The sequence below is a fragment of the Psychrobacter sp. CAL346-MNA-CIBAN-0220 genome, assembly GCF_040309805.1.
Classification (GTDB): Bacteria; Pseudomonadota; Gammaproteobacteria; order Pseudomonadales; family Moraxellaceae; genus Psychrobacter.
In genome coordinates this window covers 36,758-54,064 of record NZ_JBEOPF010000005.1, presented here as the reverse complement: position 1 = coordinate 54,064, position 17,307 = coordinate 36,758, and the positions used below count along the sequence as shown (strand labels likewise).

At 43.3% G+C, this 17,307-nt stretch carries 13 protein-coding genes and 2 tRNA genes; 7 read left to right on the top strand and 8 right to left on the bottom strand.

Annotated features, from left to right (window positions below; genetic code table 11):
• Positions 1-41: 41 nt before the first annotated feature.
• The 6 genes from mraY to rsmH form a co-directional block, all read right to left on the bottom strand.
• Positions 42-1,160: a phospho-N-acetylmuramoyl-pentapeptide-transferase gene (mraY, locus tag AAEY88_RS10485; protein ID WP_350562173.1), complete on the bottom strand. Its 1,119-nt coding sequence runs from the start codon at positions 1,158-1,160 to the stop codon at positions 42-44.
• A gap of 3 nt (positions 1,161-1,163) precedes the next feature.
• Positions 1,164-2,612 (bottom strand): UDP-N-acetylmuramoyl-tripeptide--D-alanyl-D-alanine ligase, encoded by a 1,449-nt coding sequence (gene murF / locus AAEY88_RS10480; RefSeq protein ID WP_350562171.1) that lies wholly within the window; start codon positions 2,610-2,612, stop codon positions 1,164-1,166.
• Positions 2,613-2,876: 264 nt separating this feature from the next.
• Positions 2,877-4,622 carry a UDP-N-acetylmuramoyl-L-alanyl-D-glutamate--2,6-diaminopimelate ligase gene (locus AAEY88_RS10475; protein WP_350562169.1) on the bottom strand — a complete coding sequence of 582 codons (1,746 nt, stop codon included), beginning with the start codon at positions 4,620-4,622 and terminating at the stop codon, positions 2,877-2,879.
• A 148-nt stretch (positions 4,623-4,770) separates the two neighbouring features.
• Positions 4,771-6,918 (bottom strand): penicillin-binding protein 2, encoded by a 2,148-nt coding sequence (locus AAEY88_RS10470; RefSeq protein WP_350562167.1) that lies wholly within the window; start codon positions 6,916-6,918, stop codon positions 4,771-4,773.
• Positions 6,915-7,370: a cell division protein FtsL gene (locus AAEY88_RS10465; RefSeq protein ID WP_350562165.1), complete on the bottom strand. Its 456-nt coding sequence runs from the start codon at positions 7,368-7,370 to the stop codon at positions 6,915-6,917. Before AAEY88_RS10465 ends, AAEY88_RS10470 begins: the two co-directional genes overlap by 4 nt.
• A 223-nt stretch (positions 7,371-7,593) precedes the next feature.
• Positions 7,594-8,631: a 16S rRNA (cytosine(1402)-N(4))-methyltransferase RsmH gene (rsmH, locus tag AAEY88_RS10460; RefSeq protein WP_350562389.1), complete on the bottom strand. Its 1,038-nt coding sequence runs from the start codon at positions 8,629-8,631 to the stop codon at positions 7,594-7,596.
• 337 nt (positions 8,632-8,968) lie between these two features.
• On the opposite strand from rsmH, the gene gltX reads away from it, so the two are divergent.
• From gltX to AAEY88_RS10435, 5 genes are all read left to right on the top strand, one after another.
• The gene (gene gltX / locus AAEY88_RS10455; protein WP_350562163.1) at positions 8,969-10,498 is read left to right on the top strand and encodes a glutamate--tRNA ligase; all 1,530 of its coding nucleotides are present in this window, start codon (positions 8,969-8,971) and stop codon (positions 10,496-10,498) included.
• Positions 10,499-10,591: 93 nt separating this feature from the next.
• A complete protein-coding gene (locus tag AAEY88_RS10450; protein WP_350562161.1) occupies positions 10,592-10,954 on the top strand; it encodes a hypothetical protein in 363 nt (120 codons plus the stop codon).
• Positions 10,955-11,083: 129 nt separating this feature from the next.
• Positions 11,084-11,159, top strand: a tRNA-Ala gene (locus AAEY88_RS10445).
• A gap of 149 nt (positions 11,160-11,308) precedes the next feature.
• Positions 11,309-11,384 (top strand) — tRNA-Glu (locus AAEY88_RS10440).
• Between the two features lie 442 nt (positions 11,385-11,826).
• Positions 11,827-12,867 (top strand): hypothetical protein, encoded by a 1,041-nt coding sequence (locus AAEY88_RS10435; RefSeq protein ID WP_350562159.1) that lies wholly within the window; start codon positions 11,827-11,829, stop codon positions 12,865-12,867.
• A gap of 136 nt (positions 12,868-13,003) precedes the next feature.
• Here AAEY88_RS10435 and AAEY88_RS10430 read toward each other — a convergent pair whose 3' ends face one another.
• Complete coding sequence (locus AAEY88_RS10430) at positions 13,004-13,903, bottom strand: DMT family transporter (RefSeq protein ID WP_350562157.1); 900 nt, start codon at positions 13,901-13,903, stop codon at positions 13,004-13,006.
• Between the two features lie 432 nt (positions 13,904-14,335).
• On the opposite strand from AAEY88_RS10430, the gene AAEY88_RS10425 reads away from it, so the two are divergent.
• Complete coding sequence (locus AAEY88_RS10425; protein ID WP_350562155.1) at positions 14,336-15,751, top strand: solute carrier family 23 protein; 1,416 nt, start codon at positions 14,336-14,338, stop codon at positions 15,749-15,751.
• Positions 15,752-15,886: 135 nt separating this feature from the next.
• On the opposite strand, the gene AAEY88_RS10420 is transcribed toward AAEY88_RS10425, so the two are convergent.
• Complete coding sequence (locus tag AAEY88_RS10420; protein WP_350562153.1) at positions 15,887-16,432, bottom strand: rhodanese-like domain-containing protein; 546 nt, start codon at positions 16,430-16,432, stop codon at positions 15,887-15,889.
• Between the two features lie 442 nt (positions 16,433-16,874).
• Between AAEY88_RS10420 and AAEY88_RS10415 the strand changes: the two genes are divergently transcribed.
• Positions 16,875-17,225 carry a glutaredoxin family protein gene (locus AAEY88_RS10415; RefSeq protein ID WP_350562151.1) on the top strand — a complete coding sequence of 117 codons (351 nt, stop codon included), beginning with the start codon at positions 16,875-16,877 and terminating at the stop codon, positions 17,223-17,225.
• Positions 17,226-17,307: the final 82 nt, after the last annotated feature.

The window sequence follows — 17,307 nt, the reverse complement described above, 5'->3', positions numbered from 1 at the left end:
TTAATATATATCAAAGATGGCTTTTTTGTTAAAAACTTGTCTTAACGTAGCTTTAGGGTCATCAGTCCTAATATTACCAGTAGGATAGCTATAATCCAGAACCTAACAACCACTTGGGTCTCTTTCCAGCCGATTTCTTCAAAGTGATGATGTAAAGGCGCCATACGAAAGACCCGTTTTTTACGCAGCTTATACGAGCCCACTTGTAGCATAACCGACAACGCTTCAGCGACAAACAGTCCACCCATAATCGCAAAGGCAATCTCTTGGCGGGTCATGACTGCAATAGTACCTAACATCGCACCCAGTGCTAATGCACCCACATCACCCATAAATACCTGTGCGGGATGCGCATTAAACCATAGAAACCCAAGACCGGCACCAATCATGGCTCCACAGACGATAATGACCTCAGAATTATAAGCAATATAGGGCACATGCAAATACTCAGAAAATCTAACATCGCCAGACACATAGGCCATTGCGCCTAAGCCAGCTGCTACCAATACCACGGGTAAAATAGCCAAGCCATCCAAGCCATCAGTTAAGTTAACCGAATTGGATGCGCCATTAATAACAAAGTAGGTAAAAATGATAAAACCAATGCCGAATGGCACCGCCGAGAACGGAATCACCCAATCTTTAAAAATAGGTAGTAATAAATCCTGCATCGCCCGTGTCGTCGCTATATCAGGCTGTAATGTAGCAATATAATATAAAGAGGCACCGACAAATAAAGCACCCATGGACAACCAAAAGTATTTTTTGCGGGCGATCAGACCTTTGGGGTTTTTATATTTAATTTTTAGCCAATCATCTGCCCAGCCAACCGCACCAAAGATAATCATCACAATCAGCAAAATCCACACATAGGGATTACTCAGCCGTGCCCATAATAAGGTAGAAACCCCGATGGCACTTAAAATTAATACCCCGCCCATAGTTGGGGTGCCAGTCTTAATTAAATGTGATTGAGGCCCATCATTACGAATGGCCTGACCATATTTAAGGGCGCGCAAATGCCGAATGACCCGGCCGCCTAAAATCAAACTAAAACCAAGCGCCGTAACGACCGCCAGTAGCGCGCGCAGCGTTAGTGACGATACCGCAGAAAACGGGGTATAATACTGACTAAGCCATTCAAATAACCAAACTAACACCGCCTACTCCTTTACTAGCGCATCAATAAGTGTTTCCATTTCCATGGTACGAGAGCCCTTAAACAGTACGGTACAAGGCTGCGCTTGTTGCGCTTGCAAATACGACTGTAAATACGCTAGTAAACTGTCTTTATTATCAAAAGCATGGGCGCTGATATCACCAATCTCTTGCGCGCCAGCCACGCTATAAGCCGCATACTCGCCCACACAAAGTAATAAATCAATGCCAGCAGTCGCAATAGTACGCCCTAAACTTTGATGCTCGCTTACAGCAGCATCACCCAACTCAGCAATATCGCCTAAGACCATAACTTGCGTACCCGTTTGCGCGGCCAATACTTTTGCCGCTGCCCGTACCGAGTGTGGATTGGCATTATAAGTGTCATCAATAAGACGATGTAACCCCAGCATTTGGCTGTCTAAACGACCTTTAGCGGGGCGCGCATTTTCTAAACCGATGACAATATCATCGATACTAATATTTAAAGCATACGCGCAAGCAGCAGCCGCTAACGCATTATTAACGTTATGCTCACCGGCCAGCGGTAAATTAATATCATGGACATGGGTGCCAATATGGAGTTTAAACTCGCTACGCTCAGGCTCAACATCGAGGTGGCTGGCACTGACGTTAGTATTACCAAAGCCAATAACGCGCGACGTATGGGTCTCGGCAATTCGTCGCAACTGATTGGTAAAGTCATCTTTATCAGGGACAATAGCGGTTTGCTCATCGCTTAAGGTATGAAAAATTTCCGCCTTCGTCTGGCAGATACCCTCGCGACTACCGAACTCACCCAAATGAGCTGTTCCAATATTTAAAATACAGGCCACATCAGGGCGGACAATCTCAGTGGTATAAGCAATCTCACCAATATGGTTCGCACCCAATTCTAAGATGGCATAACGATGATGGTCGGATAGCTCAAGGAGCATCATCGGTACACCTAAATCATTATTTAAGTTGCCACGAGTAATGAGCGTCGGTGCCAGACGACCAAAGATACTACCTAGCATCTCTTTACAGGTGGTTTTGCCGCTAGAGCCGGTGATAGCAATAACGGTCAAGTCTTGATGCTGCTGGCGACGATAAGCCGCTAATTGTCCTAATGCCAAACGAGTATCATTAACCACCAATTGTGGCATTTTACTGGCAATAGGGGTTGAGATCGGACGCGAGACGATAGCCGCAACCGCACCTTGGGATAGCGCGGCATTGATATAGTCATGCCCATCAAAATTATCGCCACTAATGGCTAAAAAGATATCGCCAGTTTTAATAGTACGTGTATCGGTGGCGATGCGATTACTAGTAACTTTTATCTCTGAATTTGTCTGTTCTTCATCTAACTGCCAGTGACCGTCAACTGCCGCTGTCGCCGCCAGCAAATTATCAGCTTGCCAAACATAAAGTCCTTGCGACTGAATGGTATTATTGTTGTCAGCTGTCATAGTAATTACCTTATAGGGTGGCTACTTATTTCATAATTTTATTTTATGGTATCGTTTCACAATATCTAATTTAGTAACGAGATTTTTCAATTGAAAAACCGGTAGCAAAATTGGCTATATAGTTAAGCCAAAGCAAAAATGGTACCTAATTTTCATAACGAGTTAGCAAATAACTCCGTAGTTCGTAAACTCTTGAAATCGCACATTTATATTCACGACATCTTATCGGTAACACTTTTAAGAAGAATCAGTTATGTTAATTATTTATGTGCGCCCTACTTGCTGTAGCGCTTGCTGCAAAATCACACTGTCATCAAAGTCGTAACGAACGCCGTTAATCTCTTGATAAGTTTCGTGGCCTTTACCAGCGATAACCACAATATCGTCAACGCCAGCGTGACTGACCGCATATTCAATTGCCTTTTGGCGTGCCAGTTCAATATGGGTACGCTGATATTGCTCAGCACTCATGCCCACTTGCATATCTTTTAAAATAGTATTGGGATCTTCGGTGCGCGGATTATCAGCGGTTAATATGACTTGATCCGCTCCCACTAACCCAGCTTGCGCCATTAACGGACGCTTACCCGCATCACGATCGCCGCCGCAACCAAACACCGCCCACAGCTGCCCACAGCAATGAGTTTTTAAGCTAGTAAGCACTTGGCTTAAGGCATCAGGCGTATGGGCATAATCAACGATAAAGCAGCCATCAGCAGAAGGTACTTGCTGCATACGTCCGATAGCCCCTTGTAGCTGTGGCACTACTGCTGCAATGCGCTCAAGACTTATCCCTAATGCCACAGCTGCCGCAATCGCAGCTAGCAGGTTGGCCACATTAAAGCGGCCGAGTAGCGGGCTGACGATATTCATATCGCCAAACTCGTTATTATTAAATTCGCCATCAACATTAAAACCGTCAACATTACTGCGTAAAGTAATCTGGACACCTTGCAAGCTTGGCTCAATAGTGGACGCTATAAAAGTCGCATTTGACATCGCATCTAAGCTATAGGTCCATACGGTCAAGTTACTAGCGTGCGCGGTATCGAGCATAGTTTGCGCATAGTCATCATCGATATTGATAATGGCGTGAGTCAGGGTTGGAAAATGAGTTTTATCAAACAGCTTGGCTTTAGCAGCGACGTATTCCGCCATATCAGCATGATAATCTAAGTGATCACGGCTGAGATTGGTATAAATAGCGATCTTTACTGGCACACCTTGCAGACGTTGTTGATCAAGCCCGTGCGAGCTGGCTTCAAGGGCTAATAAGTCCGCACCTTCTGTAGCCATTTGATATAGAAACTGCTGTACGGCTAACGCATCCCCTGTAGTGTGGCTGGCTTGTATTAACGCACCAAGCTTACCATTACCTGCCGTCCCCATGACCGCGCTGCTCATGTCGGCTAATTGTGCCAATTGAGCGACCAGTTGGCTAATGGTAGTTTTACCATTAGTACCCGTAACGGCAACGACTGTTGGTAATGCCATTGGCTGCTGATATTGCAAACAAGCTTGAGCTAAATCACCCAAAAAGTCGCGAATATTAGGCACATAAAGCACAGAACAGGGTAACGCAGCTAATTGCTGCGGCACTGAATATTGGCTGTTGATGGCAGGCCTAGTACCGTTAATTTTAGTACCGTTAATTTTAGCCTCATTAAGCTGGATATTAGCGTTTGGCGGAATATTTGCCGGAGCAAGTAGCGCTACTGGCTCTATTTCAGATAAGATAAAGGCTGCTTGCTTAGCAGCCTGATACAGATAATCACGACTCTTCTGACAATTTTGCGTCTGGCTTTTTAGAAGTATAAAGACATCATCAGTTACTACCTGTCTACTATCTAAACGCAATTGCTGAAACGGAATATTAGCAATTAGTTTTGGATTGACTGACGCTTGAATCACTGCTGACAACTGTCGCCCTACTGCGTCGCTATTTTTATTAATCTGGTTGCTATCAATAAGCTGTTGCAAGGTGATGGTGCGTTGCGATGAGTTGGTCATGGGCAAATCCTAGACGTATGAAAAGAGCAATGATTAAAACAGCAGAATTAAAAATATAAAGCTAAGAAAAACAGTTTTTAACCGCCAGCTGCCAAAAAACAGACAGCATAGCCGATAAATAAGCGCACGCTATGCCCTCTATTTCAGATTATTCAGTTTGTAGCGGTTTGTCTAAAGGCACATTATACAAACGTAGCGCCTCTTTCATGACATTGTGGAATACTGGCGCAGTAGTCAGACCCGCATAATGTAGCCCGCGTGGGTCTTCAACTAAGATGACCCCTACCAGTTTTGGATTAGAGGCAGGTACCATACCGGCAAAGACGTTACGATATTGGTCAGTATAATAACCACCATCAGGATTAATCCGGCGCGAGGTTCCCGTCTTACCCGCCACGCGGTAGCCATCAATTGCCGCCGCCTTAGCGGTACCACCTTCCGCGGTGACCAGCTCTAACATCTGTACAATCGACATTGCTTTTTCATGCGCCATAATGCGTTTACTTGGTGGGCGATCAGTACCCTTAACCAAGGTTAATGGGTGCATAACACCACCTGCTGCTAAGGCGGCATACGCTTGTGCTATCTGCGCAACCGTCACTTCCAAACCATAACCATAACTAACCGTCGCGCGCCGGGCGGTTTCTTTTTCTTTTGGCGTCGTGACCAACCCACTGCCTTCACCTGGGAACTGCAGCGGGGTTTTGGTGCCAAAACCAAATTGTTTCTGCATATTGGTAATTGCAGCCGGCGGTAAAGAGAGCGCAATCTTAGTTGAGGCGACGTTACTTGATTTTTGTAGTAGCGTGGCAAGGTTAATTATGCCCAAATTATTATGGTCACGAATAGTATACCCTCTGACTCGAATAGAGCCGGGGTTGGTGTCGATTAAGGAAGTAGGGGTGTATTTATCTGAGTCAAGCGCGGCGGCAACGGTAAAAGGTTTCATTACCGAACCGGGCTCAAAGACATCTAATAGCGCGCGATTGCGTTGGTTTTCACCAGTCATCTCATTAAGATTATTGGAGTTAAAAGAGGGCCACGTTGACAGTGCCAATACCTCACCAGTCTGTACATCAACGATCATACCAGTTGACCAACGTGCTTGCTGTAAGCGCCCTACTTTTTCCAATTCTTTGTACAGTAGATATTGCAAACGCGAATCAATAGTCAGCGCCACATTTTGACCGGCTATTTCAGGCTCAAGCTGTTTGATTTCTTTTAGGCTATTTTGCTTGGCGTCTTTTAATACTAAGACTTTACCGTCTTTACCCGACAGCGCTTTTTCATATTGGCGCTCAATACCAGCACGTCCCTCGTAACCCCCTTCAGGATCATTGGCACTTTGTCCCATAAAACCCAATACTTGCGAATTAGGCTGCGGCTGCGGATAGTAGCGTTGAAAGAAGTTTTTCTCATAGACGCCAGGAAAATCTAATGAGCTGACACTTTGGGCAATCTCAGGTGTTACTTTATTGAGTAGCGGCAGATAATGCGAGCCTGCCCCTGATGGCAACGCCGCTTTGACCGCTTCTTCGTCAGTGACGTCGATATTATCGTCGATAGCAGTGGCTTTTTGCAATTCCGTAACAGGTAGATTGGCTGCCGCCGCGAGCGTGGTCAGCTCCATATTATCAAGGCGCTTTTGCATGCGGGCTTGGAGCTGCGGGCTGTCAGGATTGGTAATTTTAACCCGTTTTAGCTCATAATATTCTCGTGCATAATCATGCGGACTAAAAGACACCGTCGCCAGCGGCGCACTGACCGCTAAGGGCAAGTTATTGCGGTCGGTAATCATCCCGCGATAGGATTTTTGCGTACGCACACTAGTGATTAACTCATCACCTTTATCTTGATAAAACTGAGCATTGGCCACTTGTAAATAATAGGCTCGTCCTATCAGCAAAGCCAATATAATAAGCGCAATCCCCCAAACAGTACGAAAGCGGTTTTTATCGTTTTCAAAACCGCCACGTGATGAGGCACCAAAAGCCTTACTAAATATAGTCTTTTTACTTTTGCGATTTTTAACACTGGTATAGGCGCCTTGAGTGTCTTTGTTCTTCATGCGGCCAAACAGTTTGGTTGAGCGATTTTTTGTATCATCTTTTTCAGCATTATTATTTGAAGACCTATCATTTGTGGATTTGCCACCAGTTTGGGCAGATTTAGCCGCACTGGCTCGACGTAAAGGTTTAGTTACCTTACCACTGGCTGGTTTTTTATTAGTATTTTTTGTGGTGCTTTTATCAGCAGCTGTGCTGGGCTTTTTAGTGGGCTTATTATTGTCACTCATTGTCCTGCTCCCATCGCTTCAGCGTCAGTAGCAAGGGTTTTAGTAGCAGGGGCATCAGCACTTGCTGGTTTAGCAGTCGCTGCAGCAACGCCAGGCTGAATAATCAGTTTGTCTTTCAAAGTTGGAGAGTACATACCAAGCTCAGAGACCGCACGGCTGGCAATCTGCGGGGTGGCACTGAAGGTTTGTTGCTCGATTAACAGACGTTGATGTTCAACTTGTAGTTTGCGCTCTTGTTTTTTCATGTCTTGCAACGCTTTATAATCCTGGTGATATTGTTGAACTTCTTCAGCGGTTTTAATTCCGCTCCACACAATAGTACCTGCCAATAGCAATAATATCACCACATAGATACTCACTACATTAAAGCGCTGCGCGAACAATTCGCCGATGTCGGCAGAGTGTGGCGATGCAGGGTTGCGACGATTTACAGGTTTGCCGGATATTGCCATGACGATCTCAAGAAAGTAAACTCAAATATAAAAGATGGCTTATACCAAATGGTTTTAAATACTATATTTACCATCGGTACCATCAAAAAATAAAACATGCCAGCAACCATTAGTAGCAAAACGCGCAACGACTGGCTTTTAATATGAAATCAGCAGTCAGCAAATAAAAAAACAACTTACGAGCCTAGCAGCTAATATTTACAGCTTTTTAACAGCTGCGTAATCATTCACTTAATTCTAGCGGATAAGCGATATCCGTACGGGTAGCCGTCCGCAACCACGCACTACGCGAGCGTGGATTGTTAGCTACTTCTACTTTACTAGGGCCGATACGTTTGGGCTTACTAAAGTAGCGCGGGCGATCAGGCGCCATCGGTAATTGCTCATCTTCTGGATACTGCCCTTTACTATGACGCTGCAAAAACTGTTTAATGCGTCGATCTTCAAGCGAGTGAAAGCTAATCACAGCCAGTTGGCCACCCGCTTTAATAATAGGAATGCTTTGTGCTAAAAAGTCATCAACGTCGCCAAGCTCGTTGTTAATAAAAATACGCATCGCCTGAAAACTTTGAGTGGCTGGATGCTTGCCTCTTTGCCAGTTGGGATGTGCCACTTTAATGACTTCTGCCAGCTCAAGCGTCGACTCATAACTGTCCATTTGCTTAATTGCACGGGCAATACGCCGACTATGACGCTCCTCACCAAATTGATATAACACATTGGCTAAGGTCTCATCATCGACCTGCTCAAGCCACTCAGCGACTGACTGACCGCGAGTGGTATCCATGCGCATATCCACCGCGCCTTCACGCATAAAACTAAAACCACGACTGCCATCATCAATTTGCGGCGACGACACCCCCAAATCAGCCATTAGCCCGTCAACTTGAGTAATACCCATTGCCGCTAAGCTATCCGTTAAACTAGCGAAGCTATCGTGAATGACATGCACACGGCTATCTTCGCTTGCCAACTCGCGGGCAACCATAATGGCAGTCGGATCTTTATCAAAAACGATAAGCTGTGCATCAGCCGCCAATTGGGTCAATAATAATCGGCTATGACCACCACGCCCAAAGGTCGCATCGACATAGATACCGGTCGCCTGCAAACTATTCTTACTATCCGTAACCTCTTTACTATCTATACCACCTTCATTGATAGGTAGCGACTTAACACCCAACACCGCCGCAACCGCCTCTTGTAATAACACTGCATCATGTGCAAAACTTAATTTGTCAGGCACTATTTTGTCAGGCATTACAGCATCTACGCCGGGCTGATTCTCTATAGGAGAAGGTGCTACCACAGTAGCAGAGGCATCTGCGGTAGATAAAGGACTGGCTTTAGAATTAGGCTTAGACTTTGGTTTAGAATTTGATGGGGACACAAACAACTCAATAAATGGCGACCAATTTGGCCAGTAATTAGATGAAAATAAACAAGTTATGACTTATGTAGCATTATTATCGCAAGGATATGTCTGTAGTCAAGTACCATCTGGCCTTTTCGATAAAAATAATATGCATCCCTGTTATACTAAGGCGATATTTTACGCTATTTATCCCTTCAACTTATAATGATATTTTGAGATTATTATGACCCAAACGACGACACATTCTAACAGCAACCGTCCGGTGCGCACTCGTATTGCCCCCTCACCTACCGGCTTTCCGCATGTGGGTACCGCTTACATCGCACTGTTTAACTTAGCCTTTGCCAAAGCATATGGCGGCGAGTTTATTCTGCGTATTGAAGACACCGATCAGACACGCTCAACCGAACAGTCTGAGCAAATGATTTTAGATGCCCTACGCTGGGTAGGATTGGATTGGGCAGAAGGCCCTGATGTTGGCGGACCGCATGCCCCTTATCGCCAGAGCGAGCGCGCTGATATTTATAAAAAGCACGCCGAGCAGCTACTGGACAGCGGTCATGCGTTTCGCTGTTTTTGTACCTCAGAAGAGTTGGATGCAATGCGCGCTGAGCAAATGGCCAATGGTGAAACCCCGCGCTATGATGGCCGCTACGCCAATTTATCACGCGAAGAATCTGACAAAATAGTTGCTGATGGCAAGCCGTATGTCATCCGTATGCGCGTACCCACAGAAGGTGTATGCCGTGTTGAAGATATGCTACGCGGAACCGTTGAGATACCATGGGCACAAGTCGATATGCAAGTGCTACTAAAAACCGATGGCTTACCAACTTATCATCTTGCCAACGTCGTTGATGACCATTTAATGGAAATCAGCCATGTATTACGCGGTGAAGAATGGCTAAACTCTGCCCCTAAGCATCAATTACTTTATGAGTACTTTGGCTGGGAAATGCCCGTACTCTGCCACATGCCGCTACTGCGTAACCCTGACAAGTCTAAGTTGTCTAAACGCAAAAACCCAACCTCCATCACCTATTACCGCGATGCTGGCGTATTGCCTGAAGCATTGCTGAACTATCTAGGCCGGATGGGCTACTCTATGCCTGATGAAGCCGAAAAGTTTACCTTAGAGGAAATGATTGCCAGTTTTGATATTCAGCGAGTCTCCCTTGGCGGTCCTATCTTTGATATCGAAAAGCTCAATTGGCTTAATGCTGAGTGGCTACGCGCGCTAACACCTGAAGAGCTTAAAAATAAAATACTCGCTTGGGCCAATGACAGCGATAAATTAACGGCCATGGCAGCCGCTATCCAACCGCGTATCGAACTACTATCTGATGCGGTAAATTGGGGCGCTTTCTACTTCCAAAACTTACCGAAGATCAGTGCAGAGGATTTTAACCATAAATCTTTGACTCCCGAACAAATCATGGAGATGCTACAACTTACCATTTGGCAGTTAGAAGCTTTACAAGTTTGGTCTGAAGAAAACATCTACGCCACTATGAAAGGCCTAGCGGCGGCGCTTGATATTAAAATGCGTGACTTCATCGCTCCGTTTTTTATCTCAATTGCGGGCAGCTCCTCATCAACCCCAGTGATGAACTCAATGGCAATCATTGGCGCGGATATGACTCTGATACGTTTGCGTCATGGTGTTGACGTTCTAGGCGGCTTAGGTAAGAAAAAGCTGAAGAAATTAGAGAAGCAAGCCGCTGAATTGCCTGATTTTTTAGTATCTGAATAAGTTTTTAATTTAAAAAAGGACAGGTCAGACTATTACTGACCTGTTCTTTTATTAGCAATGACATCCAATTAAAACTATCGATCGGAAATAAATATGGCAGCCAAAACCGTCACTATAGAAAGCAAAGACTATGTTTTTTCAACGCTCAAAGAGGCGCAAAAATATTATGATGCGATAGTAAAAGAGCTGTATGATGCAAAGCTTATCCTTTCAGTTGGACAAGATTTTGATGATTTGAAGTGGATATATACCTCTTATTGTAATTATACCCACTATAAGTTAGAACGATTAACAGAGTCTGACATTACTAGCTTTAAAGGCGTAAGAACTGTCATACAAAATGGTGGCAAATATATTCCCACTGAATGCTGTGCCGTCATTTTTTCTAATGGTAGTGAAGAAGAGTTTTCTGTGACTAAAGCCATTAAAGAAATTGCCAACCATCAAAAAATTTGACCCGTTGGGCAATAGAAAAACCGCTGTCGTCATCTTCTTTGTGATTAATTAATATGTTTATTGCCATTTTATGGAAATAGCTGTTGACAACACTCTCATTTATCCCTAGAATACGCACACTCTTAGCGAGGGGCTATAGCTCAGTTGGTAGAGCACTTGCATGGCATGCAAGGGGTCAACGGTTCGACTCCGTTTAGCTCCACCACACTATTTATTATCAAGTGCAGCACTGCTAAACTTTATAATAAATAACTTGCTAATAGCTCAACATCAGCTCTAGGCAACGCTTTTAAGCACTCTGATGTTGTTATCGTTATAGTATTATGAAGTTATAATGTCTATAACACACTATGCGTCCCCATCGTCTAGTGGCCTAGGACACTGCCCTTTCACGGCGGTAACGGGGGTTCGAACCCCCCTGGGGACGCCACTATACGGCGTCACTTATTAGCAATTTTGCGAAGTTGCATAAGATCAGACTAATAAGAGCACCATCAAAAAGCCCAATCATTGCGATTGGGCTTTTTTTATGTCTATTTTTTGCATAACATTTTATGATTTACAATAACTTTTATGATTTGATATTCATTATAAAATAACTGACTCAGTAACAATCTGTCCTATCAAGTGTGTTAGGAATTTACGTAATCTTACACTGGAACGATTTATTGACATAGCGTAACGCCTTTATACACAATGTGTGCGTTTTCCTACCTAAAAGTATTATTAATTTATCGCTTTATTTCTTATTATATTGTTGTATTCATTGAACTTATGAGTAGTTTTATAGGAATTTTTTATAAGAATTCAATTAAACAGCTTATATCATAATGAGAAAAGCCATCAAAACAATTTACTATTAAGGAATGTTTATGTCACCTACCTATTCGTTTCAGCGTCGTCCCTCATGGCGCGGTGTGCTAGCAGGTCTCGTTATGGGACTGATAGTGGTCATGGCGATGATTGCCCTAGCTCTGGTTCTTAGCTCATTTATACCATTCGATTTAAAAGGTACTAGCATTGCGGCTGGTATTTATGCCGCCATTACTGCATTGGTTAGTGCCTATGTAGCAGGCTATTTTGCAATTAAGTTTTCAGCTCCGGAAGCTTTATTTGGCGATGGTACAGATATTGATCCAAAGGATGCCAGTTTAACGGGTATGTTAACTGCGGCTTTAATCGTATTGTTGACGACATTTTTTACCTTAAGTAGTGCGACTGGTATTTTAGCGACAGCAGGCAACGCTGTAGGCTCTACAGTTAGTACCGTAGCTAAAACAGCTGCAACTACAGCTACGGTCGGTGCAACCGCCGCGGGTGCAGCCTCGCAAAGTAATGGTGTGCAACAAAAAGCGAAGGAAATTTATCAGCGTGTATCAGGTGATATTAGCGAAGAAGATATCCAAGCAATGGTTGCAAAAAATACGCAGAATTTAAATGAACAACAAATTGCGGCGACTAGCAGTGTGGTTAAAGACTTGGTAAACAATACCAAAACCCAAGTCTCTGATATGGACTTCACTGATATGAACACCTGGCGCAATATTGATGACTATGCAAAACAACGTATGGCATCTATCGAAAAGACTTTAGAAGGTCCTGAGCTTATCACACGCCTGCAACAAGAAGGCCTAACGGAAGCACAAGCCATCGAAGTTCGCACAGAAGTTCAACAGTCATTTAAACAATATAAAATGAAAACTGAGCAAACTATTGCAGAAGCAAAACAGACTGCTGAGCAAAAAATACAGCAAGCTGAAGCTGTTGCTCGTAAAGCAGCGTTATATACCGGTTTATTCTGGTTAATTAGTGCTCTTTTAACCTTTATCGCCAGTATAGTTGGTGCTAAAAGTGCAGCAGTAAATTATCGTTTAGCGAAGCCTATCGTAACTTGGGGTGATAACGTTAGATAATCTAGACCGATATTTACTTAAACGTTCAATTATTTAACAAGCTATAAATTAGAAAGTTATTAACAACAAAGAAAAAGCCCAATCGTTGTGATTGGGCTTTTTTGTGGTGGCCAAGTTGTTTTATTAATAAAATTTATTAATGAGATAATTTCTTAAAAGATAAATTTAAAGACAAGTACGTGCCAACCAATATCACCACTGAGCCAATGATAGCCCCTATATCTAATGCTTCGCCAAGCAACACGTAACCAAAGAATATCGCAAAAATAGGAATGACTAAAGTAATGCTAGTCGCACGCATAGCACCAATATTTTTAATAAGACGGTTCATAAAGATTAGTGCAATTGCGGTCGAAAATATCCCAATGCAAATCACAGATAGCCAGGCCTTAAGACTAATACTTTTGCCATACGGAAATTCATATACGGCAATGGGTAGCATGACCAAGCTGGCAATGATTAGCGAGCCTGCGGTGATCGCAATCGGCGACAGGTCTTCTAAATAGTTTCTGGTGATATTAGCCCCTGTGGCATAGCCAACACAGGCCAATAAGGCGTAGCCCATTGGCAATAACCCTGACCCTAAATCTAAAACTTGTCCTTCCTCGCCAAACAAGCGCTCACTCATTAAAATAGCGACACCAACGACGCCGATAACCAATCCTAAGGTTTGTTTCTTGGCGAGTTTATCGTTGAAAAACTTACTGGCAATAAACCCGCTCATCATAGGCACGGACGCATTAAGCACGGCCAATACCCCCGCATTTACTGACTGTGCTGAAAAAGAGAACAGCACAAATGGAATGGCAGCCGAGAATAAACCAACCACTGCCAGCACTTTGTAGTTTTCACGAATGCCTTCTCGACTTTTTGGGTATAGCACCACAAAAACCAGCATAGTTAGCCCTGCAAATACCACCCGCAGGCTTGCAAATGCTAACGAGCCAAACTCAGGGACGCCTACTCGATAAAATATAAAAGATAGCGACCACATAAAGGAGAGCGTTAAGAAGATAATAAGGTCGCGTCTGGTCATTTGTTCACTCAATTTTGATATTTAGACTTCATGTGCTAAATTGTTGAAAATATCACGATGATAACTTTTTAATGGCCTTAGGAGTGGTGTTTTTGTGTCTCTATAGTTGACTATGGAAGCAGTTATTGTTATTAACTAAGCCTTGCTATGAAATAAAGTTTGGTAATATGGCATCTCTGCCTTCTTTGCTTTATGCTAGCCAGACAGAGCGGCTTTAATAATTTTAACCAAGTATCATAATTTTTATGAAATATCTCCACAAATAATTTCAACTCTAGTCGTGCTTTAGTGTTTATTAACGTTATAAATAATTTTCATATAAGCACACTTTTCACTAAGCTCACCCCTCCCTTCATTATTCAAAAGCAACCATGCCCCCTCATTTAAATTAGAGCTCATTTAATATAACAACTCACCTAAAAGGACTTAAGTATGGCGCTCGTTCGTAAAGATGGTCAGGAACAACCTTATTGGCCAGCTGGACCATTTAAAATACGTCTACCATTTATACATTACCGGTGGGAGATTCCTGAAATGATTCAGGGATTATTCATGTTCGTGGTCAGCCTTGCCATGATCCCATTGTTAGAGCAATATCTTGGTATGCCATACGAGGCGGCTCTTGCATTTTGTGTGATTGCAGGCATTTTATATCTATTACCGTCCTTACTTGGCGTGCCACTCGTACCTGGATGGATCACCCCTGCCATTCCTATCGTCCTTTTGTATTTGCAAGCGTTTGAGCCTGGGCCAAAAGCGGTACAAGCGATGTTTGTACTACAGATAGAAGTGTTTGTAATATTTATTGTTCTTGGTTTAACAGGATTTGGCGCTCGTCTGGTCAATTTCATTCCCAATTCGTTGAAAGCAGGCATTATTATTGGTGCTGGTATTGCCGCTTTAATGGGGGAAATAAAAGTAGGCGGTCGCATTGAAGCCACACCGATTTCACTGGTTATCGGCGCTATTATTTCTGCTTACGTTCTGTTCTCGGTATCGTTCAAATATACGGCTAAGTATAACCGCTTAGCAAAAATACTTGCCAACCTAGGCATGGTTTCAGGCATGCTCATCGCCATGATCATTGGTTGGGTGGTTGGTGAGTACCCATTGCCCAATATTGAATGGGGTATTACTAGCCCTGACTTTGCTGGGATGACTGATTATCTAATATTTAACGTCGGTATGCCTGATATCAGTGTGTTCCTACTCGCCTTCCCAACCGCCATGATTGCCTATGTCATTGCATTTGGCGATATTTTAGTGGGTCAAGCTTTGAGCGAGCGTGTTGATAGTATCCGCCCCGATGAAAAAATCGAGACCAATATCACTCGCATACACATCGTAACGGGTATCCGTAATGGTGTGCATGCTCTATTTGCACCATGGCCAGGGCTTGCAGGACCTATTTGGACAGCCGCGCATGCTACTCTCGCTGAACGTTATGCGCTAGGGCGTAAATCCATGGATTCGATATACAGTGGCGGCGGTACATTCTGGTGGACAGGGCTGATTGCTGTATTTATGCTCCCTCTGGTCACCTTGTTTAAACCTGTTTTGCCAATTGCTTTGTCCTTAACGCTAATTTTGACTGCATATATTTGTATTATGGTGGGTATAGAACAGTTAAAAAACTCTGTTGAGCGCGGGGTTGCCGGTATTGTGGCGGTTACATTAGCAATGCCTTCAGCGCAATCAACGATTTATGCGATTGTGATAGGTATAGTGCTCTATATATTGCTTGAAAGAAAAAGTGCCAAGCAAAAGAAAGCAGAGCAAGAACATTCAGTTGTTGAGCATGCGGTTGCTGATAGTAACGTTAATACTGTTGATCAGGACAATCCATAATAACAAGCCAAGGGTGAGTTGGTTTCTTTAAAAACAACCCATCTATAATTATCCAATCACCCTATCCAATCACCCCATAAAAAGCCCAATCATCACGATTGGGCTTTTTGTCGTTTCAAGAACACCCAGCAAGACTCAGGGTTTATTGATTTTGCTTGGATTAATCGTTGATGACCAAGGCAGTTTAGCATTTTGCCAACCGTTCATGGTACGAAATCCCTTCATCGCACCTTCCTTTACCGCGCTGCCCTGAAAACCATGATCGACATACTTGACGTTTGTAAATCCTTGAGTCAGCAGATAATCGGCGCTAGGCTTGCCACGCTCAGAGCCTGAGCGACACATAGTGACTATTAGAGCGTCTTTGCCAAGACCTTTAGCCTTCAGAGCCTTCTCAATGTCGCTAACGAAATCCGGATTGCTGTACATGGTGAAAATGGCTTTGTCTTCATTGAATTGAGTGCGATCGACCAGTTTGAACGGAATATTGATATCTATAGTATCCGTAAAACCGACAAACATAATTTCCACCGGATCTCTGATATCAATAAACAGTATATTATCAGCGTCTTCTTGTACAAGATTCCAGACAGCCTGTGGGGTCACGGATAGCGCATCCGCTGCACTGGCATGAGAAACCGCACCAAACATAATGAGCAATGACAATACAAACGTTTTCATTTTTTTCTCCATAGAGTGATGCGACCTCTTTGATGTCACCCTGCTAAGGACAATAATCAATGTCAGGTCGAGGTGATAATGTAAGCAAAAGTGGTGATATTAGTCATTGATGACGTTGACTGTCTTACGATTATTAAAAATTAGGCGACGAGTACAGCCTTTACAAGTACAGCATTCAATATATAAATAAGTATAATAATATATCATAATCTGTACATTTTGCCTAACTCGAACGATGGAAATTATGAAGAGTATAGAATAGATTGGGTTTTCCAAGTTCTAAAAAAGAGTAGCGATAGAACTTAATAAGGTTTTATTATCGGATGACGCTTGGTATTTATTAAAGCTTGTGACTATTAGGCACAAATTAGACTTAAGCCATTAATCACCCTATACTCATCATCAAAATAAGCTTAAAAAATAAGAATGAATGGGTAACTCTATGATTTTTTTAAAAAAATTTTCAGCCATTCTCGGTATCACTGTGTTAATAGTCTCTATTTACCTCATAAACGACAGCGCCGTTGTCCCAGACTCTGTCGCCTGTGACGCAGCTGATACCAATGATATTGTGTTGTACGGTGCCGTCTGGTGTGGCTACTGCGAGCAGACCAGACAGTTGCTAGCCTCACACAATGTTGATTATTGTGAATACGATATTGAACGCTCTGCTGAAGGCTATAACCAATACAAAAGTCTAGGCGGTGGCGGTGTGCCTTTGGTGTTATTTAACGGTGAAGTGATTCGAGGCTATAACAAACCTGAAATTGAGTGGCAGGTACAAAACCAGTAAACTGCGCCTAACTTATACCTATCCTTTGAGCGAATATAGGCTGTTCCACGAAAACAGCCATATTTTAGAGTTTCAACCAGCC